28 protein-coding genes are annotated in these 25,210 nt (G+C 70.7%); 3 read left to right on the top strand and 25 right to left on the bottom strand.

Going from position 1 to position 25,210, the window contains the following annotated elements; genetic code table 11:
* Positions 1–168 precede the first annotated feature (168 nt).
* Both OGL88_RS12130 and OGL88_RS12125 read right to left on the bottom strand, forming a co-directional pair.
* Positions 169–1,176, bottom strand: a complete 1,008-nt coding sequence (locus OGL88_RS12130) for a tetratricopeptide repeat protein (RefSeq protein WP_263091528.1) — start codon at positions 1,174–1,176, stop codon at positions 169–171.
* Positions 1,173–2,915 (bottom strand): hypothetical protein, encoded by a 1,743-nt coding sequence (locus tag OGL88_RS12125; RefSeq protein WP_263091527.1) that lies wholly within the window; start codon positions 2,913–2,915, stop codon positions 1,173–1,175. Before OGL88_RS12125 ends, OGL88_RS12130 begins: the two co-directional genes overlap by 4 nt.
* Positions 2,916–3,099: 184 nt before the next feature.
* Here OGL88_RS12125 and OGL88_RS12120 point away from each other — a divergent pair, with 184 nt between their 5' ends.
* Positions 3,100–4,926: a hypothetical protein gene (locus OGL88_RS12120; RefSeq protein ID WP_263091526.1), complete on the top strand. Its 1,827-nt coding sequence runs from the start codon at positions 3,100–3,102 to the stop codon at positions 4,924–4,926.
* Positions 4,927–5,017: 91 nt separating this feature from the next.
* On the opposite strand, the gene OGL88_RS12115 is transcribed toward OGL88_RS12120, so the two are convergent.
* From OGL88_RS12115 to OGL88_RS12070, 10 genes are all read right to left on the bottom strand, one after another.
* On the bottom strand, positions 5,018–5,752 hold the full coding sequence (locus tag OGL88_RS12115; RefSeq protein WP_263091525.1) for an alpha/beta hydrolase: 735 nt from the start codon (positions 5,750–5,752) through the stop codon (positions 5,018–5,020).
* On the bottom strand, positions 5,749–6,051 hold the full coding sequence (locus OGL88_RS12110; protein WP_240347341.1) for a hypothetical protein: 303 nt from the start codon (positions 6,049–6,051) through the stop codon (positions 5,749–5,751). The genes OGL88_RS12115 and OGL88_RS12110 overlap by 4 nt, the downstream gene beginning before the upstream one ends.
* Before the next feature lie 12 nt (positions 6,052–6,063).
* Positions 6,064–7,062, bottom strand: a complete 999-nt coding sequence (locus tag OGL88_RS12105; protein ID WP_263091524.1) for a lytic transglycosylase domain-containing protein — start codon at positions 7,060–7,062, stop codon at positions 6,064–6,066.
* A 60-nt stretch (positions 7,063–7,122) separates the two neighbouring features.
* Positions 7,123–7,671, bottom strand: coding sequence for a DivIVA domain-containing protein (locus OGL88_RS12100; RefSeq protein WP_205462596.1), 549 nt, complete (start codon positions 7,669–7,671; stop codon positions 7,123–7,125).
* Positions 7,672–7,761: 90 nt separating this feature from the next.
* Positions 7,762–8,706, bottom strand: coding sequence for a phosphatidate cytidylyltransferase (locus OGL88_RS12095; protein WP_263091523.1), 945 nt, complete (start codon positions 8,704–8,706; stop codon positions 7,762–7,764).
* 65 nt (positions 8,707–8,771) lie between these two features.
* Positions 8,772–9,326: a ribosome recycling factor gene (frr, locus tag OGL88_RS12090; RefSeq protein WP_111086089.1), complete on the bottom strand. Its 555-nt coding sequence runs from the start codon at positions 9,324–9,326 to the stop codon at positions 8,772–8,774.
* 47 nt (positions 9,327–9,373) lie between these two features.
* On the bottom strand, positions 9,374–10,093 hold the full coding sequence (pyrH, locus tag OGL88_RS12085) for a UMP kinase (RefSeq protein WP_123339825.1): 720 nt from the start codon (positions 10,091–10,093) through the stop codon (positions 9,374–9,376).
* 126 nt (positions 10,094–10,219) lie between these two features.
* On the bottom strand, positions 10,220–11,047 hold the full coding sequence (gene tsf / locus OGL88_RS12080) for a translation elongation factor Ts (protein WP_205462597.1): 828 nt from the start codon (positions 11,045–11,047) through the stop codon (positions 10,220–10,222).
* Between the two features lie 82 nt (positions 11,048–11,129).
* Positions 11,130–12,059 (bottom strand): 30S ribosomal protein S2, encoded by a 930-nt coding sequence (gene rpsB / locus OGL88_RS12075; RefSeq protein ID WP_263091522.1) that lies wholly within the window; start codon positions 12,057–12,059, stop codon positions 11,130–11,132.
* Positions 12,060–12,415: 356 nt separating this feature from the next.
* Complete coding sequence (locus OGL88_RS12070; protein WP_263091521.1) at positions 12,416–13,858, bottom strand: sugar porter family MFS transporter; 1,443 nt, start codon at positions 13,856–13,858, stop codon at positions 12,416–12,418.
* A gap of 616 nt (positions 13,859–14,474) precedes the next feature.
* Between OGL88_RS12070 and OGL88_RS12065 the strand changes: the two genes are divergently transcribed.
* The gene (locus tag OGL88_RS12065; protein ID WP_205462600.1) at positions 14,475–14,864 is read left to right on the top strand and encodes a M23 family metallopeptidase; all 390 of its coding nucleotides are present in this window, start codon (positions 14,475–14,477) and stop codon (positions 14,862–14,864) included.
* 3 nt (positions 14,865–14,867) lie between these two features.
* Here the strand turns inward: OGL88_RS12065 and OGL88_RS12060 are convergent, their stop codons facing one another.
* The 9 genes from OGL88_RS12060 to rplS form a co-directional block, all read right to left on the bottom strand.
* A complete protein-coding gene (locus tag OGL88_RS12060) occupies positions 14,868–15,806 on the bottom strand; it encodes a tyrosine recombinase XerC (protein WP_263091520.1) in 939 nt (312 codons plus the stop codon).
* A gap of 25 nt (positions 15,807–15,831) precedes the next feature.
* A complete protein-coding gene (dprA, locus tag OGL88_RS12055) occupies positions 15,832–17,079 on the bottom strand; it encodes a DNA-processing protein DprA (protein ID WP_263091519.1) in 1,248 nt (415 codons plus the stop codon).
* Positions 17,076–18,599 carry a YifB family Mg chelatase-like AAA ATPase gene (locus OGL88_RS12050; RefSeq protein ID WP_263091518.1) on the bottom strand — a complete coding sequence of 508 codons (1,524 nt, stop codon included), beginning with the start codon at positions 18,597–18,599 and terminating at the stop codon, positions 17,076–17,078. The genes dprA and OGL88_RS12050 overlap by 4 nt, the downstream gene beginning before the upstream one ends.
* Positions 18,596–18,985, bottom strand: coding sequence for a YraN family protein (locus tag OGL88_RS12045; protein WP_263091517.1), 390 nt, complete (start codon positions 18,983–18,985; stop codon positions 18,596–18,598). The genes OGL88_RS12050 and OGL88_RS12045 overlap by 4 nt, the downstream gene beginning before the upstream one ends.
* 152 nt (positions 18,986–19,137) lie before the next feature.
* Complete coding sequence (locus OGL88_RS12040; protein WP_263091516.1) at positions 19,138–19,485, bottom strand: histone-like nucleoid-structuring protein Lsr2; 348 nt, start codon at positions 19,483–19,485, stop codon at positions 19,138–19,140.
* 105 nt (positions 19,486–19,590) lie between these two features.
* Positions 19,591–19,914: a DUF2469 family protein gene (locus tag OGL88_RS12035; RefSeq protein ID WP_111086072.1), complete on the bottom strand. Its 324-nt coding sequence runs from the start codon at positions 19,912–19,914 to the stop codon at positions 19,591–19,593.
* A 280-nt stretch (positions 19,915–20,194) separates the two neighbouring features.
* A complete protein-coding gene (locus tag OGL88_RS12030; RefSeq protein WP_263091514.1) occupies positions 20,195–20,893 on the bottom strand; it encodes a ribonuclease HII in 699 nt (232 codons plus the stop codon).
* Positions 20,890–21,633 (bottom strand): signal peptidase I, encoded by a 744-nt coding sequence (lepB, locus tag OGL88_RS12025; protein WP_205462605.1) that lies wholly within the window; start codon positions 21,631–21,633, stop codon positions 20,890–20,892. The genes OGL88_RS12030 and lepB overlap by 4 nt, the downstream gene beginning before the upstream one ends.
* Positions 21,634–21,765: 132 nt before the next feature.
* Positions 21,766–22,122 (bottom strand): 50S ribosomal protein L19, encoded by a 357-nt coding sequence (gene rplS, locus OGL88_RS12020; RefSeq protein ID WP_123339832.1) that lies wholly within the window; start codon positions 22,120–22,122, stop codon positions 21,766–21,768.
* Positions 22,123–22,289: 167 nt separating this feature from the next.
* On the opposite strand from rplS, the gene map reads away from it, so the two are divergent.
* On the top strand, positions 22,290–23,081 hold the full coding sequence (gene map, locus OGL88_RS12015) for a type I methionyl aminopeptidase (RefSeq protein WP_263091513.1): 792 nt from the start codon (positions 22,290–22,292) through the stop codon (positions 23,079–23,081).
* A gap of 146 nt (positions 23,082–23,227) precedes the next feature.
* Here the strand turns inward: map and trmD are convergent, their stop codons facing one another.
* From trmD to rpsP, 4 genes are read right to left on the bottom strand one after another with little or no spacing between them, the layout of a single operon-like run.
* Positions 23,228–23,920 carry a tRNA (guanosine(37)-N1)-methyltransferase TrmD gene (gene trmD, locus OGL88_RS12010; RefSeq protein WP_205462607.1) on the bottom strand — a complete coding sequence of 231 codons (693 nt, stop codon included), beginning with the start codon at positions 23,918–23,920 and terminating at the stop codon, positions 23,228–23,230.
* Positions 23,921–23,925: 5 nt separating this feature from the next.
* Positions 23,926–24,471 (bottom strand): ribosome maturation factor RimM, encoded by a 546-nt coding sequence (gene rimM, locus OGL88_RS12005; RefSeq protein ID WP_194651726.1) that lies wholly within the window; start codon positions 24,469–24,471, stop codon positions 23,926–23,928.
* A gap of 19 nt (positions 24,472–24,490) precedes the next feature.
* Positions 24,491–24,727 carry an RNA-binding protein gene (locus tag OGL88_RS12000; protein ID WP_111086067.1) on the bottom strand — a complete coding sequence of 79 codons (237 nt, stop codon included), beginning with the start codon at positions 24,725–24,727 and terminating at the stop codon, positions 24,491–24,493.
* A 3-nt stretch (positions 24,728–24,730) separates the two neighbouring features.
* Entirely contained in the window at positions 24,731–25,144 is a 414-nt protein-coding gene (gene rpsP, locus OGL88_RS11995; protein ID WP_111086066.1) for a 30S ribosomal protein S16, read from the bottom strand.
* Positions 25,145–25,210 lie beyond the last annotated feature (66 nt).

Here is a 25,210-nt window from a genome sequence, read left to right as displayed (position 1 = left end):
CGTTCCGCGCGTACGAAGCCGTTTCGCGCGTGGGAGGCCGGACATCCCGGCCTCCCACGCGCGATTCGTCATCTCATGGCCTGCGCAAGGGGTCGGAACGCCCGCACGAACGGACGGGAGGCCCGTGGCGGATCCGCCACGGGCCTCCCGTCCGTTCGTCGCGCGCGTCTAGTACAGGGCGCTCGCCAGGCGACGGCGGGCCGCGACCACGCGCGGGTCGTCGGTCCCGATGAGCTCGAAGTACTCGACGAGGCGGACGCGCAGGGCTTCACGGTCCTCGCCGAACACCGTCGGCACCAGGTCGAGCAGGCGCCCGAAGGCGTCCTCGACGTGGCCACCGGAGATGTCGAGGTCGGCGACCGCGAGCTGCGCCGGGACGTCCTTCGGACCCGCGCCGGCGGCGGCACGGATGTCGTCGGCGGTGTGGCCGTTCAGCCGGTCCAGCAGCGACACCTGCGCGAGCCCCGCGACGGCCATCTGGTCGTGCGGGTCCTGCAGGATCGCGGTCTTGTACTCGGTGATCGCCGTGGCGTAGTCGCCCTGCTCGATCGCGTCGTACGCGGCCTGGTGGTGCGGCGGCAGCGGCTCGGGCTCCGGCTCGCCCTGCTCGGCGGCGTCGTCGGTCGCGGCGGCACCGTCCACGGTGACGCGACCGGAGACGCCGTTCTGCTCGGCTGCCTGGAGGACCTGCTCGTAGACGTCGCGGACCTGCGCCTCGGGCAGCGCGCCGACGAAGAGCCCGAGCGGGCGTCCGCCGATCAGCGCGGCCACGGTCGGGATCGACTGCGCCTGGAACGCCTGGACGAGCTGCGGGTTCGTGTCGGCGTCAACCTTGGCGAGCAGCACGCGCCCGCCGTACTCGGCGGTCAGCTGCTCGAGGATCGGCGAGAGCTGCTTGCACGGCCCGCACCACTCGGCCCAGATGTCGACGATGACCGGCACCACGGACGACAGCTCCAGGACGTCCTGGAATGTGTCGTCGGTGACGTCGAGGACGAGCGACGGGACGGTCAGGTCGCCACCGGTCTCGGTGCCCGGCACCGCAGCTCCGGTCGGGCTTCCCGCCTGCGCCGGAGCACCGGCGGGCGGCTGGGGCGGCCGCTGTGCGCGGTCGACGAGGGACGACAGGTCCACGGCTCCGCGGAGCCCGGACGGGGTCGGGGGGATGTTGCTCATTGCACCTCACTCGCTGCGGTCAGGCCCTGCGTGAACCCGAGCAGGACCACTTTGTCATCCGAGGCGACCGGTGGCACGTAGAAGAGCAGCTGGACGCCGTACGTGGCGCTGATGCCCTTCTTGCTCGTGTCGACCCCGGACAGTGCCTTGACGGCACCCTCGGTGTTGACCTCGGCGCCGGAGGCGGTCGGGGTCACCTTCTCGATCTCGTTGAGGTCGGCGGAGACGAGCGCGCCGGCGTCGTCGGTCGCGATCGCGACGGAGGAGTCCTCCGGGGCCTCGGACGAGTACTCGATCTTCGCCGTGTCCGGCAGGGACTCCGCCTTCTTGTCCTTGTACGCCTTGCCGATGGTGGTGCGAAGGCCGTCACCCTCGGTGGCGAACAGGTCGGCGTACTCGCTCTTCGAGTCCTTGGACAGGATGTCGCCGTAGGCGGTCGCGACCTGGTCCGGGGCGATCGCGAGGAGCTTCGACTGCGGGGCCAGGAGCGCCGCGCCGATCGACGTCGGCGCGAGGCTCGGGATCTTCGCGTCGGCCTCGAGCGAGACGTCGTAGGCGACCTTGTACGGGTCGCGCGCGGTGTCCTGCACGAGCGTCAGGGCCTGCGGTGCCGACTTGGCGTCGCAGTCCTCGGCGACGATCACGAAGACCGTGCGCGGCCACGTGTCGGTCTGCTGCGGCAACGCGACGCACACCTGGCCGGCTGAGATCGCCGGCGGGGCCTTGACCTCGGAGTCCTTGCCGCGGATGGCGTAGTTCGCCGTCCGCAGGTCGAGCGCGGCACCGGTGAACCGGGTCGTCGCGAGGTCGGTGTCGCGGGCTCCGTCGGCCTTCTCGGCGACCGCTGCGATCCGCTCGACCACGCGGGTGATCTGCTGCTTGGTCGCCGCCGTGGGCTCGGTGGTCTCCGCCGCGCCGGTCGCGCTGGCCGTGGGGGTCGGGGTCGCGAGCGAGGGATCCCCACCCTGCGGCCAGTAGTCGGACGAGCAGCCGGCCAGTGCGAGCGTGCCGACGAGCACCACGGGGACCGCGATGAACGCGCGCGAACCGCGGCGACCCCGGGTCGGGACCTGGGCACCGGCGGCGGCGGCGCGGCGCGACGCCCGCACGCGCGGCGGTCGGGTGCCACCGCTGCGACGACGCGGCCCACGACCGCGGCGCTGGTGCAGGAACGCCAGGACCAGCAGCACGATGCCGCCGAGTGCGAAGACGCCACCGGCGACCAGCAGTGGCCCGACGGACGGCGTCGCGGTGTCCTTCGGCCAGGTGACCGAGACGTCGCTCGGGGCGGCGGCGGTGCCGTCGCTGACGATGAGGACCGAGACGTCCTGTGGCAGACGGACCGTGAACTGCCCGGAGCCGTCGTACTCCTGGTACCAGAGGTCGCTGCCCTTCGGCGACGGGACGGACGCCTCGGAGCCGGTGGTCTTGCCCACCAGCTTCGCGCTCTCGGCGTCGAACCGGAGCGTGGTGTGCTCGGCGTCGCCGACCCACGCGTCGACGTCGGCCGTCTTGCCGTACGCCGCGAAGACCTTGCCGGAGCCGGACACGTTGATGCGCTGGTAGCCGGGGTTCGCGTTGAGCGTCGACCCGGGGATCACCGTGACCGGAGCGGAGCTGGTGGTCGAGCTGTCCGCGACGAGCGAGGACGGCGGAGCGAACACGGTCCGCTGTCCGACCGCCAACGCGACGAGCAGCAGGCCGATGACGAAACTGACGATCGCCAGGACGAATCGCACGAACACTCTCCCTACCGCGCCGGGGTGGGGATGTCGGCGCGCGAATCAGCGACTCAGGATAGCGAGCATGGCTGAGCAGCGCATCCATCCGGGCTGTCGCCGGACTCAGACGACCCCGTCGGGCCACCACTACAATCGACCGCGGGCCGGATCGGGCCCTCCGCCGAGCACCCAGGAGCGACACGTGGCGAACGACGAGGCAGAGTTCGGGACCGAGCTGCGCGGGTACCGCCGCGACGACGTCGACCGCTCGCTGAACGACCTGCGCCGTGAGCTCATCAAGTCGAACACCGACCGTGCCGACGCCGCGAAGGAGATCCGTCTCCTGCAGTCCCGCGTCTCCGAGCTCCAGGGCGAGCTCGACGAAGCCGGCACCCCCACCTACAGCGGCCTGGGCACACGACTCGAGTCCACCCTGCGCGTGGCGGAGGAGCAGTCCACTCGTCTCATCAGTCAGGCGGACATCGACGCGCAGCGTCTGCGGGCGTCGAGCCGGGCCGAGGCCGACCGCACCGTGCGCGAGGCGCAGGAGGAAGCCCGCGACACCCTCGAGGACGCGCGCACCCGCTCGACCAACGAACTCACCCGTGCTCGGGCCGAGGCCGCCGACACCGTCGAGCGTGCCCGTGCCGAAGCCGGCCTCCTGACACAGGACGCCCGCAACGAGGCCGCCGCCATCAGAGGTGCCGCGGTGACCGAGGCCGCCGAGGTCCGCTCCGTCGCCATCCGTGAGACGAACGCCCTGCGCGCCCAGGTCGAGCACGAGGTCGCCGAGCTGCGCGAGATCGCCCAGCGCGAGTCGGCCGACTCGCGCACCGCCGCGGCCGACCTCGACCGCGAGACCGAGCACCGCCGCTCCGTGTTCGAGGCCGACCACGCCCGCCGGGTCGAGGACCTCGACCACGAGGAGTCCACCCGCCGTCAGGCACTCGAGCGCGAGGTCGCCGAGGGGCGTGCTGCGTGGCACCGGGAGCGCGACGAGCAGCAGCAGGCGCACGCCCTGGCGATCGAGACCGGCCGCGCCGAGCTGCAGGTCGAGGTCGACCGCCGCCGCGCCGAGATCGACGGCGAGTTCGCCGACCGCCGCCGTGTCGTGGACGAGGAACTCGCCGCAGCCCGTGCCGAGTGGGACCGGGAACTCGCCTCGGCGCGTGCCGCCCTGGCGCAGGAGGCCGAGGCATCGCGTGCGCAGCTGCGCGTCGACGAGGAACAGACGCGCGTCGAGAACGAGCGGCTCGTGCACGAGACCGCCGATCGCATCGCACGCGAGCTCGAGGAGCACGACACCCGAATCGAGCGGGAGCGCGCCGAAGCCGATGCTGCCGCCGAACGCGCGGACCGCGAGCACGAGAACGCGCTCGCCGCACGCCGCGAACGCGAGCACGCCGAGGTGGACACCGAGATCGCCGACCGCCGCTCGGCAGAGCTCGACACGCTCGAGTCCGAGCGCACCGCCCTCCGTCAGGAGATCGACACGGCCCGCGCCGACCTGGCGAAGGAACGTGACGAGGCCCGCGCCGAGGTCGCCCGCGAGCGCGACGAGGCCCGCACGACGCTCGAGTCCGAGCTCTCCGCACGCCGGGACGACGCCGAGCAGGACTACCTGCAGAAGCACCACGAGACCGTCACCGAGACGCAGAAGTACCTCGACGAGGCGAACCTGCAGCTCGCCGAGGCCACGCGCCGTGCCACCGAGGCCCGTGAGCGCGCCGAACGGCTCCAGCAGGAAGCCGACGACCTCGAGCGCACCAGCACCGCCGAGGCGCAGGAGCACGCCCGCACCATCGTCGCCGACGCCCAGGACCGCGTGCACCGGATGGTCTCCGATGCCGAGGAGCGGACGGCTGCCATCACCGCCGAGGCCGAGGACCGACTGTCGGCGATCCGCACCGAGCGCGAGGCCGTGGCGGGCTACCTGGAGAACCTGCGCGGCGTGCTCACGCACGCGACCGGCCTGCTGGGGACCGCCCCTGGAGCAGCCGACGACGCAGTGGACGCGACCGAACGCTGACGCGAGCCGACCGGGAGGCGCGGGTCGCGCCTCCCGGTCCGCTCACCGCACCGAGGTCGGCACGCACCGTGCGTCGAACCGGTGGATGCCGTCAGACCGGCCAGTGCGTCGGCAGCGGCGCGCTGCCCGGCACGACGAGGTCGGCAACGGCGTCGAGGACGATCCGGACGTACCGCTCCCCCACCCACAGGTGCTTCGCGCCCTCGATCGGGACGACCCGGACGTTCGGGGCGACGGCGAACCGGGCGATCGCTTCGTCGAACTGCAGGAAGTCGTCGTGCTCGGGCACCAGGGCCACCACCGGGACGTCCACGGCCGCCCAGCGCGCGAGCTCGTCCTCCGTGGTGCGGTGCAACGGCGGTGAGAGCAGGACCACGCCCGCCACGGTGCCGGCCTCGACGTGCTCGAGGGCGTGCTTGAGGATCACCTCGGTGCCGAAGGACCACCCGACCAACCACGGCGTCGGAAGACCACGGTCGACCACCTCGGCAACGGCGGCGCGTAGGTCGAAGCCCTCGGAGACGCCCTCGCCGAACACGCCCTCGGACGTGCCGCGCGGCGACGTCACCGACCGGAAGTTGAAGCGCAGGACCGCGATGTCCGCCAGAGCCGGCAGACGCGCGGCGGCCTTCTTGAGCACGTGCGAGTCCATGAAGCCGTGCGCGGTCGGCAGTGGGTGCAGCGTCACGACGGTGCCCCGTGCCGGGCCCGACGCCGGTTCGGCGAGTTCCCCGACCAGCGTGAGGTGGTCGTCGGTGACGAGCTCGACGTCGGTGCGGCGGGCGGGCAGCTGCGTGGCGGAGCGGATCTCGCCGTCGTCGGTCATGCGATGCTCCAGCAGTGGTTGTGCCAGTGTCGGCGTGATGCCAGGTCAGCAGCGTCGCCGAGGACCCCGTCGGATCGCCAGACCACCACGTGAGCGGTGCCGGGCAGGACGGTTCCGCCGCACCCGGGGCAGACGTACTCCTTCAGCGCCGACGCCGCGGAGACGGGCTGGACGAGGTACTCGCGCCCGCGACGCACCTCGGTGCGCTTCCACGAACTCATCAGCCGGTCGAGGCCGGTGTCCTCGTCAGGCTCGACGTCGCGACCACGGGGACGCCGCGGCCGGTTGCTGCGCGGCACCCCAACTGCCGATCAGTACCAGTTGTTCGCCTGGCTGTGGCCCCAGGCGCCGCAGGGCGTGCCGTAGACACCGGCGATGTAGTTGAGCCCCCAGGTGATCTGCGTTGCGGGGTTCGTCTGCCAGTCGGCACCGGCGGTCGCCATCTTGCTGCCCGGGAGCGCCTGCGGGATGCCGTACGCACCGCTGGGGTTGTAGGCGTTCACCCGCCAGCCGGACTCCTTGTTCCACAGCGAGACGAGGCAGTTGTACTGGTCGGTTCCCCAGCCCCGGGCCGTGACGAGCTGCAGGGCGATGGCCTGTGCGCTGCCCGCGTCGGGCGTCGCGGCCACGGCGGCCAGCGTGTTCGCGGCGGAGACGCTCTCGGTCTCGGTCGCGGCGGCGTCGGTCGTCTCGTCGGTGGTGGCGTCGTCGGCTGCTTCTTCGACGACGGGCTTGACGACCTTGGGGGCCGGCACGGTCACGCCGTAGCCGTCGCGGTCGGCAGCGGCGTCGCCGTAGGTGCCGTGCGCGGTGTACTGCTGCGGGGCCTGCGGCGTCTTCACGAGCACCGGGGTGTCGACCGCGGCCTGCGCGACGTCGGCCTGGAGCGGGTTGAAGAGCGACGCCCCGACGAAGAGGAAGACCCCGACGAACGAGAACGCGGGAACCGAGGAACGCTTCCGTGCGAAGGCGTTGACCGCAGCGGCTGCGCCACGGTTCGGCTGCTGCGCCGTCGCGGTGCGCTGGATCGCCGTCGCGTTCTGCTGCTTCACGGCACGCGGGTCCACCCGGGACGCTGGGGCCTCGTGCGCGAACGCGGCGATGCGTTCGTCGGACACGCGGTTCGCCGCGACCGACTTCGGCGTCGCGACGGGACCGGTCTCCGGCAGGACCTGCGGGTTCGCCTGGAGCACCGAGGTGTCCGCCGTACGGGTTCGGTTCAGTGCCGCGCGGCGTTCACCCGAAGCCTGGAGGCTCAGGTGCTCGCGGAGATCGCGGTCGGAGCTGTGGTCTGCCGTGTGCCTGCCCATGAGTAGGACCAGGGTAACGGAACGATCACGGAAAGCGAAGCACCTGGGTGCAGCGCGTCGTCAGCGGACGGCGAGCATGACCTCGACGACGGCGTCGAGCAGCGCGTCGACCTGGGCTTCGCGGTAGCCGCCGTGCTTCGGGCGGAACACGATCGACCGCACCTCGGTGAGGCTCAGCGGCTTGCCCTCGCGGAAGTAGCCGCCGAGGCGGGCCGCGAACGCGTCGACGTCCTTCGGGTGGTAACCGGTGCCGAGCACGCTCACCCGGCTGAACCGCTGTCCGTCGGGCCGCTCGAGGCGAGCCACGACGTCGGAGGCCTTCGTGCGGGCTTCGGCGTACCAGGCCTTCTGCCCGGCATCGCCGATCTCCCGCTCACGCTCCCGGGCCGCGAAGGCGTCCTCGAGACGCTCCAGCGCTGCGTCGACGTGCGAGGTCGAGTAGCCGCCCTTGCGCATCGAGAACGCGGTGGCACGGATCTTCGCCGCCTCGATGCCGGGGGCGCTGTCGTCGGCGGAGTACGCACGACGGGCGTCCTCGAGGAAACGCTCGACCTCGTCGACGTCGTATCCGAGGGCGGAGCGGGCTGCGGTCGGGAAGGTGGTGGCCACGGCGTCATTCTGCCAGTCCCGAACCGTGGCACAACCTGGGCACGCTGAGGGCAGCGCTCAGGGTGGGCCGACGAGGTCGATCGAGGTCGGTCAGTGGTTGACGATCAGGTACAGCACGTAGGCGACGGCAGCCGACGGCAGGATGCTGTCGATGCGGTCGAGCAGACCGCCGTGCCCGGGCAGGAAGGACGAGATGTCCTTGATGCCGAGGTCGCGCTTGATCATCGACTCGGTGAGGTCACCCAGGGTCGCCGACCCCGAGATCAGCACGCCGAGGACGACGCCGGTCCACCACGGCAGGCCGAGCATGAGCCAGGCGACCAGGATGCCGACGATGATGCTCGCTGCGACCGAGCCGGCGAAGCCCTCCCACGTCTTCTTCGGGCTGATCCGCGGCGCCATCGGGTGCTTGCCGAGGTTCAACCCGGTGGCGTACGCACCGGTGTCGACAGCGACGACGACGAGGATGAAACCGATCACCCAGAGGTTGCCCCGCGACTGCGCGGAGAGCAGGACGACGCAGGCGCCGAGCAACGAGATGTACGCCTGCACGAACAGGCCGTTCGTGACGTCGCGGAACACGTCGCCTGCCGACGGCTTCTGCCGCGAGAGCGCGACCTCGACCAGACGCCAGAGGCTGATCAGGACGATGCCACCGAGCAGCGTGAAGAGTGCCGCGACCTGCCCGAGCAGGAACGCCGCCGGCACGATCGCGATCGCGACGGCGACGCTCGGGATCCGCGGGACGTCCCGGCCCGCGAAGCGCATGGCGCTCGTGAGCTCGTAGACGCCCACGCCGAGCAGGAACGCCGCCACGACCATGAACGACGGCGGCCAGATGAGGAGCGTGCCGAGCATGACCACGGCGAACGCGAGCGCGATGCCGATCGCCGCCGGCAGGTTGCGCCCGGTCCGCGCCGTCAGGGCCTCGTTGCGCGCACCGAAGTCGGCCTTGCGCTGGCGGAGCTGCGCCTCGAAGTCGGTGCGGGCCGCTCGGGCACGCGCATCGAAGTCCTGGCGGAGCCCCTTCTTCACGGGCCCGGTCTGGTCGGGTCCGTGCTCTGCTGTGGGGCGTTCACCGCCCTGGTCCGGGCGCCGCATCAGACCTCGAGGAGTTCGGCTTCCTTCTTCTTCAGCGACTCGTCGATCTGGTCGACGTGCTTCTTCGTCAGGGCCTCGAGGTCCTTGTCGCCGCGCGAGATCTCGTCGTCCGAGATCTCGCCCTTGAGTGCGTCGAGGTCGTCCTTGGCCTTGCGGCGGATGTTCCGGATGACGACCTTGTGGTCCTCGCCCTTCGTCCGCACGAGCTTGACGAACTCCTTGCGGCGGTCCTTGGTGAGCTCCGGGATCGTCACGCGGACGATGTCGCCGTCGTTCGTCGGGCTGGCGCCGAGGTTCGGGAACGTCGCGATCGCGCGCTCGATCTCCTTGAGCGCCGTCTTGTCGTACGGCGTCACGATGAGCGTGCGGGCCTCGGGCGTCTGCAGCGACGCGAGCTGCGCGAGCGGCGTCGGCGTGCCGTAGTACTCGACCGGGATCTTCTGGAAGAGCGCCGCGTTGATGCGGCCGGTGCGGACGGTCGAGAAGTCGTCCTTGGCGACCTCGACAGCCTTCGCCATCTTCTCGGTGGCTTCGGTCAGGACATCACTGATCACGGTGTTACTCCTTCGGTACTGGCGTCGAGTCTAGTCAGCGGTGCGGGTCAGTTGCTGACCACCGTGCCGATGCGCTCGCCACGGATGGCGGCCTGGACGTTGCCCTCGCCCTCCATGCCGAAGACGTGCATCGGCATGCCGTTGTCCATGCAGAGCGAGAACGCGGTGGCGTCGACGACCTTCAGGCCCTTCAGGAGCGCGTCCTGGTAGGTCACGTGGTGCAGCTTCTCGGCCGTGGCGTCCTTCTTCGGGTCCGCCGTGTACACGCCGTCGACACCGTTCTTGGCGACGAGGACCTCGTCGGCCTTGATCTCGAGCGCTCGCTGCGCGGCCACCGTGTCGGTCGAGAAGTACGGCAGACCGGCGCCGGCGCCGAAGATGACGACGCGACCCTTCTCGAGGTGTCGCTCGGCGCGCCGCGGGATGTACGGCTCGGCGACCTGGGTCATCGCGATGGCCGACTGCACGCGCGTAGCGGCCCCGGCCTGCTCGAGGAAGTCCTGCAGTGCGAGCGCATTCATCACGGTGCCGAGCATGCCCATGTAGTCGGCGCGGCCGCGGTCCATGCCGCGCTGCGAGAGCTCGGCGCCGCGGAAGAAGTTGCCCCCGCCGACGACGATCGCGATCTCCACCTCGCGCGCGGCGACGGCGATCTCCTTGGCGATGGCCCCGATCACGTCGGGGTTCACACCGAGCGATCCGGCCCCGAAGGCCTCTCCCGACAGCTTCAGCAGTACGCGGCGTCGTCCGGTCTTCTCGTCGGTCATCTGATCGCACCCTTCGTCGTGGTCTCGTGGAAATGTACTCGCGGATGTGTCGCGTGTGTGTCGCGTCCGGAGGCGCGAAAAACGGGGCCAGGAACCTGGTTGGTTCCTGACCCCGTCACGGGTTCGTTACGCGCCGACCTTGACGCGGGCGAAGCCCTGGATCGTGATGCCGGCGTTCTCGGCGGCCTTCGCGACGGAGATCTTGTTGTCCTTCGCGTAGTCCTGGTCGAGGAGCGACACCTGCTTGATGTAGGCGTTCACCCGACCCTCGACGATCTTCGGGAGCGCAGCCTCGGGCTTGCCCTCCTCGCGCGTGATCGCCTCGACGGTCGCACGCTCCTTGGCGATCTCGTCCGCCGGGACCTCGTCGCGGGTCAGGTACGTCGGGTTCGCGAACGCGACGTGCTGGGCGATCGAGCGGGCCTCGGCAGCGTTGTCACCCTCGTACGCGATGACGACGGCGATCTGCGGCGGCAGGTCCTGGCTGGTCTTGTGCAGGTAGATCTCGAAGGCCGAGCCCTCGACACGGCGAACCGTGCGGACCTCGAGCTTCTCGCCCAGTGCGGCGGCCGACTCGTTGACGACCTCGAGGACGGTCTTGCCGTCGACGGGGGCGGCGTTCGCGGCGGCGACGTCAGCAGCACCGGCGGCCGCGACGGCCCCGAGCACCTTGTCGGCCAGCGTCGTGAACTTCTCGTTCTTCGCGACGAAGTCGGTCTCGCTCGCGAGCTCGACGACCGTGGCGGCGCCGTTCTCGGCGGAAGCGACGACGACGCCCTCCGAGGTGGCACGGTCGTCGCGCTTGGCGACGGCCTTCGCACCCTTGATGCGGAGCAGCTCGACGGCCTTGTCGTAGTCGCCGTCGGCCTCGACGAGCGCGTTCTTCGCGTCCATCATGCCGGCGCCGAGGTCCTCGCGGAGCTTCTTCACGTCAGCAGCGGTGAAGTTTGCCATTGACTGTCCTTTCTGGACGGTACGTGTGTGGAGAGTGGTGAAGCAGGCGCCGGACCCGATCGGATCCGGCGCCTGCGACAGGTCACTCGGCGGGGGTGGTCTCCGCGGCTGCCTCGGCCTCGGCCGTCGGCTCCGCGTTCTTCGCGTCGTCGGCGATCGGCTCGCCGATCTCCTTCGCGGCGACCTGCGCGTCAGCGTTGTTCTCCTCGACGGTCGCGCCCTCGGGAGCGGCGTCGGCGGACGGCGTCGCGGCGTCGCCGCCGCTGAGGAGCTCCTGCTCCCACTCGGCGAGGGGCTCTGCGGCCGCTTCGTCGTCGCCACCGTTGTGGCGGGTCTTCAGGCCCTCGGCCGCGGCGTCGGCGACGATGCGGGTGAGGAGGCCGACGGAGCGGATCGCGTCGTCGTTGCCCGGGATCGGGTACGTGATCTCGTCGGGGTCGCAGTTGGTGTCGAGGATGCCGATGATCGGGATACCGAGCTTCTGCGCCTCGTCGACGGCGAGGTGCTCCTTCTTGGTGTCGACGATCCAGAGCGCGCTCGGGGTCCGCGTGAGGTTGCGGATACCACCGAGGGTCTTGTGGAGCTTGTCCAGCTCGCGCTTCTTGATGAGGAGCTCCTTCTTGGTGAAGCCCTTCGTCGTGTCGTCGAAGTCGATCTCCTCGAGCTCCTTCATGCGCGCGAGGCGCTTGGAGACCGTCTGGAAGTTCGTGAGCAGACCGCCGAGCCAACGCTGGTTGACGTACGGCTGGCCGACGCGGGTCGCCTGCTCGGCGATGGAGCCCTGCGCCTGCTTCTTGGTGCCCACGAAGAGGATCGTGCCACCGTGCGCGACCGTCTCCTTGACGAAGTCGTACGCGCGGTCGATGAAGGCCAGCGACTGCTGCAGGTCGATGATGTGGATGCCCGAGCGCTCGGCGAGGATGAAGCGCTTCACCTTCGGGTTCCACCGACGGGTCTGGTGTCCGAAGTGGACGCCGCTGTCGAGCAGCTGGCGGATGGTGACGACGGCCATGTGCCGTCCTCCTTCTGTGTTCTCGGCGCACAGCTGCGCTGTGCCCCTGTTGCGGTTGTGTCGAGCACGACCGGAGGTCGTGATCCCTGGTGTCCTGGCACGCGACCGCCCGCTCGTGAGAGCAGGACCGGTGGTCGGGTACCGAGCCGAAAGCGGCTTGGTGGACACGCGAAGTCAGCGCGCATCAGCGCACTGCTGGAGAAATGCTAGCAGACGGGAGGCCCGGATCACGCGCGCCGACCGGCTGACGTGATCCGGGCCTCCCCACCGGCACGGCCGGCCCGTCGCTGGCGCGACGGGCCGGAACCGGCGGCGTGGGCCCCGTCCGGTGTTCTGGGTGTGTCAGGCGCGTCTGATCACGCCTTCGCGTTCACCGTGTCGCCCTCGGCGGAGATGCCCATCTCCTCGAGCGAGCGACCCTTGGTCTCGGGGATCTTCGCGATGACGAAGAAGAACGAGATCAGCGCGAACAGCGCGTAGATGCCGTACGTGACCGTCAGGTTGAAGCCGGACAGCACCGGGAAGGTGATCGTGACGATGAAGTTCGCGACCCAGTTGGCGGCCGAGCCGATGCCGAGCGCCGTGGCACGGATGCGGTTCGGGAACATCTCGCCGAGCAGTACCCACATGAGCGGACCCCACGTCGCACCGAACGACACGACGAACAGGTTCGCGAAGACGAGGGCGATGACGCCCCACGAGCCGGGCAGGCTCGGGTTGCCGTCCACGATCGTCGACTGCGAGAACGCGATCGCGACCATCGCCAGCGACACGAACATGCCGGCGGAACCGGTGACGAGCAGCGGCTTCCGACCGACCTTGTCGACCAGGAAGATCGCGATGAACGTGACCGCGACGTTGACCACCGACGTGATCGTCGAGATGAGGAACGAGTCGCTCTCCTTGAACCCGACCGCCTGCCAGAGCGTCGTCGAGTAGTAGAAGATCACGTTGATGCCGACGAACTGCTGCAGCACCGCCAGGATGATCCCGACCCAGACGATGGGCTGCAGGCCGAAGCGGTTGCCCCGGATGGAGCCCTTCTTCTCGTTGGCTTCCTTCTTGATGCCGTCCTGGATCTCCTCCAGGCTCGTGTTCACCGTGTCGCGCGGGACGATCTTCGTCATGACCGCACGGGCGTCCTCCGTCCGTCCCTTGGCGAGCAGGTACCGCGGCGACTCCGGCAGCGTGATCGCCAGGATGCCGTAGACCACCGACGGGATCACGCCGACCAGGAACATCCAGCGCCAGGCCGGCAGGCCGAGGACGACCTCGGAGGCGCCACCAGCGGTGACGGCGAAGAACTGGTCGGAGAGCAGCGCGGCGAAGATACCGAGCGTGATGGCGAGCTGCTGGAACGAGGCGAGACGCCCGCGGATCGCCTTCGGCGAGACCTCGGAGATGTACGCCGGCGCGATCACCGAGGCCGTACCGATGCCGAGGCCACCGACGAGACGCCACAGGACGAAGTCCCACGTGGCGAACGCGAAGCCGGAGCCGATCGAGCTCACCAAGAACAGGACGGCGGCCCAGAACATGACCCGGGTGCGGCCCCAGCGGTCAGCGAGTCGACCGGCGAAGTAGGCGCCGAACGCACAGCCGATGAGTGCGGACGCGACCGCGAAGCCGCTCGCCGCCTCGGACAGGCCGAACTCGCCCTTGATGGCCTCGACGGCGCCGTTGATGACCGACGAGTCGAAACCGAAGAGGAAACCGCCCACCGCTGCTGCGATGGCGAACGCGGTGACCTTCCCCTTGAACGCACGGTCCTCGCCGTGCCCGGTGGCTGTGTTGGACACGATGCTCCTGGGTTCTGCCGGCCGTGCTGCTGTGGGCACGGTGCCCCGGCGGTCGGCTCGTTCGCCGTCCGTGCGGCGTTGCGTGGTCCGGAGCGGCCCCGACTGTACTCCTCGTGGCGGATGTGGTCATAACCGGGTGCGCCCGGGCGCGGGGCGGTCGGGTCGGGGGCTGGGCCTGCGCACGACCTCTCCGACAGTCCACGCGTCGATCGCCTCGCGCTTCGTCGCGAGACGCGTCCGCATGCTCGTTCGTTGCGGTCGCGTCGTCCCTCCACAGGCCGGGAGGCCCGCCCCGCCCTCCACGGACCGCCTCACCTCGGTCGTGTGGCCGGTCCCGGGCGGACAGAGTGGCGGCATGTTCCTGTTCCCCGGCTCCGGCACTCGGCTCCCCCCGGTCGTCGCGGTGGTGGTGGTGGTCGGGATGTTGGGGGCGTCCGGGATGGCCACCGCGTCGTTGCCCGCGCCTGGGCCCGCACCTGGGCCCGCACCCGGGCCCGCACCCGGGCCCGCGCCTGGGCTCGCGCCTGGGCCCGCGCCGCAGGACCTCCGCGGCCATCGGGACCGCACGGCGGCCGCCCGTGCTGCCGAGCCGTGGGTCTGGCCGACCGGCTCGCGGGTGGTCGAGCGCGGGTGGGAACCACCGTCCGACGACTACGCCGCCGGTCACCGCGGGATCGACGTCCCGGCGCCGCTCGGCACGACCGCGGCGGCGGTCGACGACGGTACGGTGGCGTTCGCCGGACCGGTGGGCGGCAGGAGCGTCGTGACGATCGACCACGGCGGAGGGCTCGTCAGCACCCTCGACTCGGTGCAGCCACTCGTCGCCGCCGGGGACGACGTCCGCCAGGGTGATCCGGTCGGCCGGGTGTCCGTGGGGCACTGCCCGGCCTCGGCACCGTGTCTGCACCTCGGCGCGCGGGTCGACGGCCGCTACGTGGACCCGACGGCGTACCTTCCCCCGGCCGAGTGGCCCGTGCTGTTGCCGGAGTCCGCCTGGCCGGGGTGAGCGTCAGGCGCGCGGGTGAGCGGTCCGGTAGACCTCGCGCAGCCGTGCCGAGGACACGTGCGTGTAGATCTGCGTCGTCCCGAGGCTCGCGTGCCCGAGCAGTTCCTGGACCGCCCGCAGGTCCGCTCCCCCGTCGAGCAGGTGCGTCGCCGCGGTGTGCCGGAAGGTGTGCGGTCCGCTCGGCCCTTCGCCGGGGAGGTCCCCGAGCAGGCGAGCCACCACGCGGTACGCACTGCGCACCCCGAGCCGGCCGCCCTGGTCGCCGAGGAACAGTGCTGTGCTCGGTACGTCGGCCCGCGCCGCGAGGGTCGGACGCCCCCGCGACGTCCACGCCTCGAGTGCGTCACGGGCCGGGACACCGAACGGAACGACCCGTTCCTTCCCCCCCTTCCCGAGCACGCGGACCGTGAGCCGCCCGCGATCGACGTCGGCGACGTCGATGCCGACGAGCTCGCTCACCCGGATGGCCGCGGCGTACAGCAGCTCCACGAGCGCCAGGTCCCGCAGCGCCCCGGGATCGTCGGTCGCTGCACGGGCCGCGAGGCCGTCGAGCAGCTGACGAACCTGGTCGGCTGACACCACCCGCGGCAGGTGCGAACCGCCCTTCGGCGCACGGAGCCGCACACCGGCGTCCGTCGCGGTCACCCCGGTCTCGCTCGCCCACCGGGTGAACGCCCGCACCGACGACGACCGGCGGGCGATCGTCGACCGTGCGAGCCCCCGCTGGTCGGCTTCCCACAACCAGTCACGGAGGAGTTCGAGGTCGACCGCGTCGATGCCGACGACGCCGCGTCGGGCGGCGAACCCGACGAACTGGTCGAGGTCGTTCGCGTACGCGCGGAGCGTCTGCTCGCTGAGCCCCCTGGCGTGTCGAGCGTGCCCGAGGAACGAGTCGACCGCTGCCACGAGTCGCGCTTCCTTCTGCTCTGCTCGGTCCGCCACGTCGTCAGCGTACGGCTGGCCGACGTCATGCGCGGCCCCACCCGCCGCTGCTGCGCGCCACGAGCCCCTGCAGTTGCGCGAGCGCGAGAGCATCCGCCACGTCGGCTCCTGACAGCCCGGACCGTCGAGCGATCTCGGCCTCCGGCAGGGCACGACGGCCGAGCGCGTCGAGGACCCGGACGACCTCGGGATCGCGCTGGACCGACACGAGGGGTTCGTCCGCAACCGCGGACGCACCGGACGCGGCCACGGGACGCATCGCGGCGACCGGGTCCCCCGGGTGCACGACGAGCTGCGCCCGACCCTGTGCCACGAGCCGGTGGCACCCGACCGACGCCGAGGACGCGAACGCCCCCGGGACGGCGAACACCGGGCGACCGAGCTGCCCGGCGTGGTGCGCGGTGTTGAGCGCACCGGACCGCGCGCCGGCCTCGACGACGACGGCGGCGTCGGCGAGGGCGGCGATCAACCGGTTCCGGGCCAGGAAACGCCACCGGGTCGGACGGGTCCCCGGTGCCGACTCCGCCACCAGGGCACCCTGCCGAGCGACGTTGTGGAGCAGCTGCACGTTGCCGGCGGGGTAGAGCTGGTCGATCCCCCCGGCCAGGACCGCGACCGTCGTGGCCCCCGCGGCGATCGCCACCCGGTGTGCGACCGCGTCGATCCCGTAGGCGCCGCCGCTGACGATCGTGCAGCCGACGTCCGCGGCGGCCGAGGTGATCTCGGCGGCTGCTTCGGCCCCGGCGACGGTGTTCGCCCGTGACCCGACCACGGCCAGGGCGGGGGCCCCGTCGCCGACACCCGCCGTGGCGCTGCGGATCCAGAGGACGAGCGGTGCGTGGGGGCCGAGGTCGTCGATCGCCGTCGGCCACCCAGCGGACCCGGGCACGAGCAGTCGTGCCCCGACGGCGTCGGCCGAGGCGACGACGTCGGCCACGTCGGACCGGACCAAGCGCGGTCGCCACCGGTCGATGGCCGTGTGCAGCACACCAACGAGCGCATCGGGGTCCTCCGCACCGGGCACACCCGCTTCCCCGCAGCGCTCGAGCAGCTCGTCGAACGCACCGTCGGCCGCGAGCAGGACCGACCCCAGGGCGCGCTTGGGCCCGAGGGCCGACATGAGTTCACCGGCGACGGAGTCCCCCGGCTCCACGATCACGGACCACGCCACGCGGGCAGCGGTCTCGACCGGATCCGACGCTTCGTCCGTCCCGAGGAGCCGCCGGATCGCGGCGAGCAGTTCGCTGCCGTGGCCGGGCCCGACGCCGCTCACAGCGCGCTCCGCAGGGCGAGGGCGCCCCGGACGTGCGCTCTGCTCGGACGGTCGACCGCTTCGAGGTCGGCGAGGGTCCACGCGAGCCGCATCACCCGGTCCCACCCGCGCATGGTCAGGGTGCCGAGGTCGAGCGCCCGGTCGAGCTCGGTGGTCGAACCCGGTTCGATCCGACCGTCCGCACGCAGCCAGGCCCCGGTGACCTCGGCGTTCTTCGTCCACCCGGTGCCCCGGAGGCGTTCGGCCATCCGAGCGCGGGCCGCGGCGACACCGTCGCGGGCCTCGGCCGTCGTCGGGGTGCTCCCGTCGGCACCGCGCATCTTCCCGGTCGTCACCCGGGGTACGAGCACCCGGATGTCCATCCGGTCGAGCAGCGGTCCGGACATCCGCCCGAGGTACCGCCGGACCGCACTCGGCGGACACTCACACGGCTGCCCGTGCGCTCCGCCGGCGTTGCCGCACGGGCAGGGGTTGGCAGCGAGCACGACCTGGCACCGCGCCGGGAACTCGGCGGCGCCCGCAGCCCGGTGGATGGTGATCCGACCGGACTCGAGCGGTTGGCGGAGCGCGTCGAGCACCGCTCGGGGGAACTCCGGTGCTTCGTCGAGGAACAGGATGCCGCCGGTCGCCCGCGACACTGCTCCGGGTCGCAGCACACCGGAGCCGCCGCCGATCAGCGAGATCGCCGACGCGGAGTGGTGCGGGGCCTCCCACGGGGGCTTCGTGCTCCACGACGCCGGCCCGAGTCCGGCGACGGACCGGACGGCGGCGACCTCGAGCGCTGTCGCGTCGTCGAGGTCAGGCAGGAGTCCGGGGAGTCGCTCGGCGAGCATCGTCTTGCCGGCACCGGGCGGACCGAGCAGGAGAGCGTGGTGCCCTCCGGCCGCCGCCGCGACGACGGCGCGCACCCCGATCGGGTTCCCGACGACGTCCGACAGTTCGGCCACCGGCCGTTGGACCGAGGGCACCGGCACCGGTAGTACGGCGTCGACCTCGACGGGCGGCAGCAGCGCGCCGGCGTCGATCGCGGCGGCCCGGAGCGAGTCGACCCCGGTGCTGCGCACGCCGTCGACCACGCGGGCCTCGGGCAGGTTGCCGATCGGCAGCACGACCCGGTCGGCCCCGGCGTCGCGGGCGGCGAGCAGCATCGGGATGACGCCGGCGACCGGTCGGACCCGACCATCCAGACCGAGCTCCCCGATGTAGACGATCCGCTCACTGACCTCGGGTGCGAGTCCGGCGCCGGCGAGCACGGCCATCGCGATCGCCAGGTCGAACCCGGAACCCCGTTTCGGGATCGCCGCCGGCGTCAGGTTCACCGTGATCCGGCGAGCCGGCAACGGACACCCGGCGTTCGCAGCGGCGGCACGGACCCGCTCGCGCGCCTCGCCGAGCGAGGTGTCCGGCAGTCCGATGATGCTGAAGGCGGGCAGCTGGCTGGTCAGGTGGGCCTCGACCTCGATCCGGCGCCCGGTCACGCCGAGCAGGGCGACAGCCGCAGCGCGCCCGATGCCCGTCACAGCACACCCGCCACGTGGTGCACGACCGCCCGGGGGCCGTCGACGTGGACCGCGACGACGTCGATGCGGATCGCGCGTGCCGACACCTCCGGATGGGCGTCGAACCACTCGGCCACGAGTCGTCGCATCCGGGTGCGCTTCGTCGCCGTGATCGCCTCGAACGGATGCCCCGTCGTCGTACCGGATCGCGTCTTCACCTCGATGAACGCGAGTGTGCAGGAATCCCACGCGACGATGTCGATCTCGCCCCGGGCACACCGCCAATTCCGCTCGAGGACCCGGAATCCCCGTTCGTGCAACCACGCCACGGCCTGGTCCTCGCCGAACCGCCCCAGGCGGCTGTTCCGGAGTGTTCGTCCGGGGCGATCATGCAGCTTCTGTTCCATGTCATTGCCTCCACGGCAACGATCGCGGGAACGGCAGCGTGGGTGGGCGCCGACGACGGCTCTGTGGAATCAGACGACGACGATCGCCCTTGGGGAGGAATGACGAAGGACCCGGGTGATCACGATCACCCGGGTCCTTCGTCGACAGCGGCTCAGTGTGCGGCTGCGTACGCTTCCTGCACCTGGGTCGAGATGCGACCACGGGTCGAGACCTCGTAGCCGTTCTCCTTCGCCCACTCGCGGATCTTGCCGAGCTCTTCGGAGTTGCCGCGCTTCGGGGTCGACTTCGGCACCGTGCTGCCGGTGCGACGACCGGAGACCTTGCGCGCTGCGGCGATGTAGTCGGAGATCGCTTCGCGGAACTTGTCGACGTTGTCGTTCGTCAGGTCGATCTCGTACGACGAGCCGTCGAAACCGAATTCGACCGTGCGACCTTCACCGGTGGTGATGGGGGAATCGTCGAGGTCGTCGACGAGCTGGACGGTGACCTTCTGTGCCATGCGCGGCTCCTGTTCATTGGACGGGAAATCCCGACCAGAATAGCGCGTGGAATTCCGGCACGTCACCGATCACCGGCGATTCACCGAATGCACCGGAATTGACGATCACTCGTCGAGTGCGAGTTCCTTCGGCAGTTCGAGTTCTCGCGATGTCAGTTCTTCGACATTCACGTCCTTGAAGGTGAGGACGCGGACGCCCTTCACGAACCGGTCGGAACGGTAGACGTCCCACACCCAGACGTCGTTCATCGTCAGTTCGAAGTAGAAATCGTGTTCGGTGTCCCGGCGTACGAGTTCGACCTCGTTCGCCAGGTAGAAACGCCGCTCGGTCTCGACCACGTAGCGGAACTGCGACACGACGTCGCGGTACTCGCGGTACAGGGCCAGCTCGACCTCGCGGTCGTAGTCGTCGAATTCGTCTTCATCCATTGCGCCCACAGTCTACGGCGGCAGCCGCACCAGTGCGCGACCACCCCGCAGCCATGTGCCCCAGCGCCGCGAACGTGAAGGGCGAACGCACCGAGGCCGGCCGCTCCCCAACGAGCTCACCGAGGTTCCACAACACGCCGCGTGCGCTCTGCCGAGGTTCCGCAGCGGCACCGGGCGTGCGCCGAGATGCCGAGATCTCGGAACCTTGAGGGCCGCCGAACGGGCCGCCGCCGCGGCAGGACCGCTGAGGCCACCGCCGGGCAGGGGCGACCGCAGCGCCTCAGCTGACGAGCGCGTCGAAGCCGTCCAGTGACACGCTCGACGCCTGGTGCAACCACGACTTCCGGTGCAGCGCGTGCGCCCCGACCGCGCGGATGGCGTCGTAGTGCGCGGTCGAGCCGTAGCCCTTGTTCGACGCCCAGGCGTAGTGGGGTGCCTCGTCGTGCGCCGCGATCATCAGGGCGTCCCGCGCGACCTTCGCCACGATCGACGCTGCGGCGACCGAGGCGCAGTCCCGGTCGGCCTTGACCTGCACGACGACCTCGAGCGGGTCCGTCGTCGGACGGAGCGAGGTGGGGACGGCACGGGTCAGCCAGTCGAACGAACCGTCCAGCACGACCACTGCGCCGTCGAGCGACAGCCCGTCGGCGACCAGCGACTCGAGCGCCTGCGCCCCCGCGGCTCCGAGCGCCGGGACGATCCCCTGCCGGTCGACGTACTCGGCGGACGCCATGCCGACGGCCGTGCGTGCCCACCGGGTGACGACGGGGACCAGGTCCGTCCGGCGGGTTGCGGACAGCAGCTTCGAGTCAGCCAGACCCTGCGGCACCCGGCCGACGTCGATCGTCACGGCCGCGACGCCCACGCCGACGGGACCGGCGATCGCACCGCGTCCGACCTCGTCCATCCCGATGACCGTGACACGGCCGTCGGCCAGCAGCCGCTTCTCGACGCGGAGGGAGGGGCGGACGGGTGTCACTGGTCGCGCTCCTCCACCCCGGCGAACACCTCGGGGTGGTCGTCGAGCCACGTCCAGCGGCTCGTCGGCCAGGAGATCACGAACGCACGGCCGGTCACGTCGGACAACGGCACGAACCCCTTCGACGGTGTGTCCCCGTTGTACCGGGAGTCCTTGGAGTCGTTGCGGTTGTCGCCCATCACCCAGATGGTGCCCTTCGGCACGGTGACGGAGAAGTCGGTCGCCGAGGCGGGAGCGCCGGCTGGCAGCTTGAGGTACGGCTCCTTGATCGGGACGCCGTTCACGGACATCTGCCCGAGGTCGTTGCAGCAGGAGACCTTGTCCCCCGGCAGACCGATCACTCGCTTGATGAGGTGGTCGTCGCTGTCACCGGTCCCGAGGCCGATCTGCGTCAGGACCCAGTCGATCGCCTTGGCGGGCTGGGTGTCCGGCGTGACGCTCGGCACCTCGGACCCGGCGAGCCATCCACCCGGGTCCTTGAACACGACGACGTCGCCGCGTTTCAGCGCCACGACACCCGGGACGAGTTCGTTGACGATCACGCGGTCGTTGATCTGCAGCGTGTTCTCCATCGACGCCGACGGGATGTAGAACGAGCGGATCAGGAACGTCTTGACCAAGAACGACACGAGCAGCGCCGCGATGAAGATGATGACGAGGTCGCGGAGGAATGTGAGGACCCCGTTGCGCTGCTTCTCGGGCCGGGGTCTGCGCCCGGATTCCTCAGTCGTGTCCGTCATTTCCGCTCTCGTTCACACGTGCCCGCCCGGGTTCAGCGGGCGCAAAGGGAAAGCCCCCCGTCGATGCACAACCGTACATCGGCGAGGGGCCAGCAGCGGCGTCCGGCTCGCGGACGCTCACTGTGAAGGCGATCAGGCGTCGCGTTTCTCCTTGATCTTGCGGCGGGCCGCCTTGCCGCGCAGTTCGCGCAGGTAGTAGAGCTTCGCGCGACGGACGTCACCCTTGGTGACGATCTCGATGTGGTCGATGATCGGCGAGTGCACCGGGAACCAGCGCTCGACGCCGACCTGGAAGCTCACCTTGCGGACCTTGAAGGTCTCGCCGATGCCGTGGCCCTGGCGGCCGATGACGACACCCTGGAAGACCTGGATACGCGAGCGCGTGCCTTCCACGATGTTCACGTGCACCTTGATGGTGTCACCGGCGCGGAAATCCGGGACGTCGGTCCGCAGCGATGCTGCGTCGACGTTGTCGAGGAGCTGGCTCATGGCTGTTCTACTCTCTGCGGACGCACACGGGTCGCCGCGGATCGATGTCTGATGAAGTGGTGGTGCGTGCCCGGTGTCGGCGACTCCCCCGTGGCAGAGTCCAGCCAGGGCACAGCGATCCATACTGCCACACGGAACGCCGGGGGCAAAACAGCGAGGATGGACCCATGATCGAACTGCGCACCCCCACGGAACTCGACGGCCTCCGCGCCGCCGGTCGGTTCGTGGCCGACGTCCTCGACGAACTGCTCGACACCGTCGACGTCGGCGTGAACCTGCTCGAGCTCGACCGCGTCGCCGCCCGGATGATCGCCGACCGGGGTGCCGAGAGCTGCTACGTCGACTACCACCCCTCGTTCGGCAAGTCGCCGTTCGGCAAGAACCTGTGCACCTCGGTGAACGACGCCGCGCTGCACGGCCTGCCGTTCGACCACGTGCTGCAGGACGGCGACCTCGTCAGCCTCGACTTCGCCGCGAGCGTCGACGGCTGGGTGGCGGACTCGGCCGTGTCGGTGCAGGTCGGAACGCCCCGCGACGAGGACCAGACGCTCATCGACACCGTCGAGCGCGCCCTGGCCGCTGGCATCGCGCAGGCTGCGCCCGGCAACAAGCTCGGCGACGTGTCGCACGCGATCGGGCACGTGGCGAAGCGGGCGGGCTACGGCGTCAACCTGCAGTTCGGCGGGCACGGAGTCGGTCGCACGATGCACGGGGACCCGCACGTGCCGAACGACGGACGTCCCGGTCGCGGTCTGAAGCTCCGGCCGGGCCTGGTGGTCGCGATCGAGCCGTGGCTCATGCAGGGCACCGACGAGCTGTACCAGGACGACGACGGCTGGACGCTGCGGAGCGTCGACGGCTCGCGCGCAGCGCACGTCGAGCACACGGTGGCGGTCACCGAGGCCGGACCCGAGGTCCTGACCCTGCGTCGCGCCCAGCGCGCCGGCGCGACCACCTGACGGACTGGAGGCGCGGTGCGGGCCCGCCCCGCGCCTCCAGTCCGAAACGGCGGAGCCGAGTCTCATGCCCAGCGACAGTTCTCGCGATCGCGACCGCTAGAACTGTCGCTCAGCCCGAGTCTCGGGGGGGGGGAGGCAGGAAGGCGCTACGAGTCGGGCAGCAGGTCCGGCCGGACGCGCCGCGTCCGCTCCACCTGCTGCTCGTGCCGCCACGCGGCGACCCTGCCGTGGTGGCCGCTGAGCAGCACCTCGGGCACGTCGTGGTCGCGCCAGGACGCGGGCTTCGTGTACGAGGGGTACTCGAGCAGGCCGTCCTCGTGGGACTCCTCGACCAGGGACTCGGGGTTGCCGACGACGCCGGGGACGAGTCGCCCGACGGCCTCGATCATGGCCATCGCCGCGACCTCGCCACCGTTCAGCACGTAGTCGCCGAGCGAGAGCTCGACGACCGAGCAGCGTGACGCCGCCCACTCGAAGACGCGGGCGTCGATGCCCTCGTACCGCCCGCAGGCGAACACGAGGTGGTCGGAGGTCGAGGCGAGCGAGCGGGCGATGGACTGCGTGAACGGTGTGCCGGCGGGTGTCGGGACCACGAGGGTCGACGAGCCGTCCGGCCGGAGCAGGGCTTCGAGCGCCTGCGCCCACGGTTCCGGCTTCATCACCATGCCGGCGCCACCGCCGTACGGGGTGTCGTCGACGGTGCGGTGCCGGTCGGTCGTCCAGGAGCGCAGGTCGTGCACGTGCAGGTCGAGCAGCCCACCGGAGCGGGCCTTGCCGAGCAGGGACACGTCCAGCACGGAGAAGAACTCCGGGAAGATCGTGACGATGTCGATGCGCACGGCTGCTAGTCCGTGACCGTCTCGGGACGTGATGTGTCCTCGGGGTCCTCGAACAGGCCCTGCGGCGGCGTGACCGTGACGGTGCCGGCAGCGATGTCGACCGCGGGCACGATCGCCGCGACGAACGGCACGAGGACCTCGCCGCGAGACGGGGTGTCGATCGCGAGCAGGTCCTGCGCCGGCATGTGGTCCACGCGGGCGACGGTGCCGACCTCGACGCCGTCGCGCAGCACCTTCAGCCCGACCAGCTGGTGGTCGTACCAGGCGTCGTCCTCGCCGGTCTCGGCGTCGGCGTCCTGTTCGACCCAGAGGATGATCCGGGCGAGCGACTCGGCGCCGGTGCGGTCGTCGATCCCGGCGAAGAACGCGACGGGGTGACCGTTGTACCAGCGGAGCTCGTCCAGCTCGAGAGTCTTGCCCGACCACGGTGAGTCGTCGGGGACCTGGAGCGTGAACGTGGCACCGGGGGTGAACCGACGATCCGGGTCGTCGGTGTAGAGCTCGAGCTTGATGCCGCCCTTGAGCCCGTGTGCCTTCGTGATTCGACCCACCCGGAGCTGGGTCGTCTCCCTAGGAATCGGTGTCGACCACGTCGACCCGCACCCGCTTGCCGTCGGCCAGGGCCGAGACGAGGGTGCGGAGTGCCTTGGCGGTCCGCCCGGCACGACCGATCACGCGGCCGAGGTCCTCGGGGTGCACGCGCACCTCGAGGACCTCGCCCCGCGGGGAGGTGGAGCTGGCGACGCGCACGTCGTCAGGGTGATCGACGATCCCCTTGACGAGGTGCGTCAGCGCGGATTCGAGCAAGGACTACGCCTCGGTCGTCTCGTCGGCGGTCTCGGCGTCGTCGGTCTTGGCGGCGGGAGCCGTCTTCTCCGACTTCGGCTTGAGGACGGCCTTCTTCGAGGAGTCGACCTGGAAGGCCTGCTTGGGCTCGGCGACCTTGACCTTGGACGCGGTGTCCTTCTCGCCCTTGAACTTGGCCCAGTCGCCGGTCAGCTTGAGGAGGGCCGCGACCTGCTCGGTCGGCTGCGCGCCGACGCCGAGCCAGTAGAGCGCACGCTCGGACTCGATCTTGATGACCGAGGGCTCCTCGGTCGGGTGGTACTGACCGATCTCCTCGAGGACACGACCATCGCGCTTGGTGCGCGAGTCGGCGACGACGATGCGGTAGTAGGGCGCACGGATCTTACCGAGACGCTTCAGACGGATCTTGACAGCCACAATTGCTCCTGTTTGCTTACGTTGTGGTTGAACTGGAACCGCGGGCGTGGGGGCACACACGGTGAA

The organism is Curtobacterium sp. RIT-PI-V (assembly GCF_025642935.1).
Taxonomy (GTDB): Bacteria; Actinomycetota; Actinomycetes; order Actinomycetales; family Microbacteriaceae; genus Curtobacterium.
This window is presented reverse-complemented; position numbering and strand designations above follow the sequence as displayed.

Coding starts and splice junctions, on each gene's coding strand:
- OGL88_RS12130 (WP_263091528.1), bottom strand. CDS start 1,176: ATGAGCAACATCCCCCCGACCCCGTCCGGGCTCCGCGGAGCCGTGGAC.
- OGL88_RS12105 (WP_263091524.1), bottom strand. CDS start 7,062: ATGGGCAGGCACACGGCAGACCACAGCTCCGACCGCGATCTCCGCGAG.
- pyrH (WP_123339825.1), bottom strand. CDS start 10,093: ATGACCGACGAGAAGACCGGACGACGCCGCGTACTGCTGAAGCTGTCG.
- OGL88_RS12115 (WP_263091525.1), bottom strand. CDS start 5,752: ATGACCGACGACGGCGAGATCCGCTCCGCCACGCAGCTGCCCGCCCGC.
- rpsB (WP_263091522.1), bottom strand. CDS start 12,059: ATGGCCGTCGTCACCATCCGCCAGCTGCTCGACAGCGGCGTCCACTTC.
- OGL88_RS12045 (WP_263091517.1), bottom strand. CDS start 18,985: ATGGAACAGAAGCTGCATGATCGCCCCGGACGAACACTCCGGAACAGC.
- lepB (WP_205462605.1), bottom strand. CDS start 21,633: ATGACGGACACGACTGAGGAATCCGGGCGCAGACCCCGGCCCGAGAAG.
- rplS (WP_123339832.1), bottom strand. CDS start 22,122: ATGAGCCAGCTCCTCGACAACGTCGACGCAGCATCGCTGCGGACCGAC.
- map (WP_263091513.1), top strand. CDS start 22,290: ATGATCGAACTGCGCACCCCCACGGAACTCGACGGCCTCCGCGCCGCC.
- tsf (WP_205462597.1), bottom strand. CDS start 11,047: ATGGCAAACTTCACCGCTGCTGACGTGAAGAAGCTCCGCGAGGACCTC.
- OGL88_RS12035 (WP_111086072.1), bottom strand. CDS start 19,914: ATGGATGAAGACGAATTCGACGACTACGACCGCGAGGTCGAGCTGGCC.
- OGL88_RS12040 (WP_263091516.1), bottom strand. CDS start 19,485: ATGGCACAGAAGGTCACCGTCCAGCTCGTCGACGACCTCGACGATTCC.